At 59.2% G+C, this 2,690-nt stretch carries 3 protein-coding genes; all 3 read right to left on the bottom strand.

What is annotated here, in order from left to right; all coding sequences use genetic code 11:
- Nucleotides 1-120: 120 nt before the first annotated feature.
- Nucleotides 121-426, bottom strand: coding sequence for a LysR family transcriptional regulator (locus FTU37_RS16465; protein WP_001255015.1), 306 nt, complete (start codon nucleotides 424-426; stop codon nucleotides 121-123).
- A 27-nt stretch (nucleotides 427-453) separates the two neighbouring features.
- Nucleotides 454-1,668 carry a chloramphenicol/florfenicol efflux MFS transporter FloR gene (gene floR, locus FTU37_RS16460; RefSeq protein WP_000214122.1) on the bottom strand — a complete coding sequence of 405 codons (1,215 nt, stop codon included), beginning with the start codon at nucleotides 1,666-1,668 and terminating at the stop codon, nucleotides 454-456.
- 216 nt (nucleotides 1,669-1,884) lie between these two features.
- Nucleotides 1,885-2,690 (bottom strand): DUF3363 domain-containing protein (locus FTU37_RS16800; RefSeq protein ID WP_223411754.1); only part of this gene is annotated, 806 nt, incomplete at its 5' end.

Below are 2,690 nucleotides of genomic sequence, written 5' to 3'. Positions count from 1 at the left end.
ATGAGGCATGTTCCGCGTCCTTGCAATACTGTGTTTACATACAGTCTATCGCTTAGCGGAAAGTTCTTTTACCCTCAGCCGAAATGCCTGCCGTTGCTAGACATTGCCAGCCAGTGCCCGTCACTCCGCGGTCTTCACTGCGTGATCGAGTTGATCGACACCCGCCGTGACACGCTCCATGAAGTGCCTGCCTGCGTCTGTTAGCCGAACGCCCCGCGCATGGCGCTCAAATAGCAGGACACCAAGGTTATCCTCCAGCGCTTTCACACGCGCGCTGACGCTCGACTGGCTGATACCAAGTGCCTTGGCCGCATGCCGAAAATTCAGATGCTCGGCGACGGCGATGAACTGAACAAGGGAAATGAGCGGTATCCTGCCAGACAGGATACCGACATTCACGAGGTTTCGATGGTTAGTGCGCCGCATCGGAGCGGGCCTGCTACCAGTCGTCGGTTAGACGACTGGCGACTTCTCGGTGGCAGCCCCACGGAGCCGAAGGAGCACCAGCCCCAACGAAACCAGTACCGCCATCGCCGTGGCGTAACAGATCACGGGCCACGCTGTGTCACCGTTTAAAAGTGCCACCGCCAATGTCCCGACAATGCTGACTATCAGGCTTTGAACGCAGAAGTAGAACGCGACCGCTGATCCCGCGATGTCGTCGAACTCTGCCAAAGCGCCGTTCGCGGTAACGGACACCGTGAAGACAATACCGACCGCGACAACCCACATCGGTAGGATGAAGGTGAGGAATGACGGCGAGCCGTAAAGTTCGCCGATCCCCAACAGGACCGCTCCGCAAACAAGCAACGCCATCCCACGCGCCACGCATCCTGCGATGCCCCATCTGGCGACAAAGGACTTCGCGAAACGGGTTGTCACGATCATTACAAGCGCGACAGTGGCGAAGGCAAAGCTGAATCCGATCTCGGAATATTCCGCTTGGCCTATGAGCACACGGGGAGCCGTCGAGAAGAAGACGAAGTAGGTGCCCATACCGGCGCTAAAGCCGACAGTGTAAACCCAAAAAGCCGGACTCGCGAAGATCGGCAAGACAGATCGGCGCGTCTTGACTTGATCCAGAGGGCGGGTTTCGTGCCACCTGAAACCCGCATTTAGGAGTGCGAGCATCGCCAGTATAGCCAAAGTAATGAATATCGCCTGCCATCCCAAGAACTCGCCGATCAATACTCCGGCGATAGGGCCGAGCGCAGGCACGAACGCCAGCATCGAACTGAAAAGGCCGTAGATGACGACACCCTCAGGACGGTTGGCATAAACGTCGCGAACCGTCGCGAACGTCGCCACCAGCATGGCCGACGCGCCCACTGCTTGAAGTAGACGGAAAGCGACAAAGGCCGGTGCAGTTGAAGACCAAGCTGCTCCCAGAGACGCAATGACGAAAGCCGTTGCGCCCGCAAGTAGAATTGGCCGTCGCCCGATTCTGTCTGAGAGCGGACCAAAAATCACCTGGCCCACGCCGAGCATCACCATATAGAGGCTCAACGTGAGTTGGATCATAGCGGGCGTCGTGTTCAGGATGCCGGGCATCGCTGGAACGACAGGGAGATAAATATCCATCGCCAGTGAAGCGAGGATGTCGAAAGGAGCCATCAGCAGCAGTGCTGCCGGCAGCGTATAGGCCCACGCGGGGCGTGTGGTGGTCATGACGAATCAACCCTCGATTAAGGAATACCGGGCGACGTCTGCTCGTCAGCAATCAGATGAGACTAGCCTTACAGAGCGCCGCAACAACAATACTGGTTGTTGCGGCTTACTTGTCTGCTGACTTGGAATTTCCCATCTGATTACTCCACGCTTACGAATATGAATTGCTACATTTTATCCGATTATCTTTTGCTTCGCAATGCGGCATGGGCGCACTCAGCGTTCCAGCCCCCTCTGCCGCCCTAACTGCCACGACACCGACCCGCCCTGCACGATGCCCATAACCTCGCGGCCGAGTTGGCGGTCGATGATCGGCCGCCACGGGACAAGGGTGAACTCATGGGATTTCTCGACCACGGCGAACTTGCCGCTCGATAGATGCACGGTTCCGGTAAACTTGCCGCTGACGCTCTCGCCGTCCGTGGCGGCGCGGAACGGCAGGCCCTTACTCAAAGCCATATCCGATCCGACGCCGGCTACCTCGCGCTCCCGCAGGATGGCGAGAAGGTTGCGCCGGTAGAAGACGCGGCTGTCCCGGCTGCGGGTGGCGTCGCCCTGTTCGATATGGTGCTCGCGGCGCTGGTCCATGGCTTCGCGGACTTGTTGCCCGAAGCCGGTTGGCGCAAGGTCGGCCGTCTCGCCGTGGATCAGCCGCCGGTCCAGCCAGGTCGCGCCGTCCGATCCGATCTGTTTGTTCAGATCGACCGGGGAAAGGACGCGAACGCTGGCCTGACTGTCTCGGCCGGCGTCATGGGCGGCGGCACGGCTGACCAGATCATCGGGGATGCGCCATTGGTCGGCGTCGATCCGCTCGACGATACCGGCCCGGCGTAGCGCCTCCAGCCGGCGCACATGGGCATCGACATAGCCCTCATAGTCGCCGCCTGGAACGCGGCACGTATAGGAAGAATAAACGCCCTTTTCACCCAAGTCCAACAGCTTTGGACCGCAGTTGACTCTTTCGACACCCCTGCGATGCAACCCAATCCGGCTGACGGGGAGCCAGCAACGCTGAAAATTTA

Origin of the sequence: Acinetobacter sp. YH12097, assembly GCF_013419225.1 — a bacterium.
GTDB lineage: Bacteria > Pseudomonadota > Gammaproteobacteria > Pseudomonadales > Moraxellaceae > Acinetobacter > Acinetobacter amyesii.
This window is presented reverse-complemented; position numbering and strand designations above follow the sequence as displayed.

Bases quoted from the DNA above. Each gene is read 5' to 3' on its own strand.
- floR (WP_000214122.1), bottom strand. From the start codon at position 1,668: ATGACCACCACACGCCCCGCGTGGGCCTATACGCTGCCGGCAGCACTG.
- FTU37_RS16465 (WP_001255015.1), bottom strand. From the start codon at position 426: ATGCGGCGCACTAACCATCGAAACCTCGTGAATGTCGGTATCCTGTCT.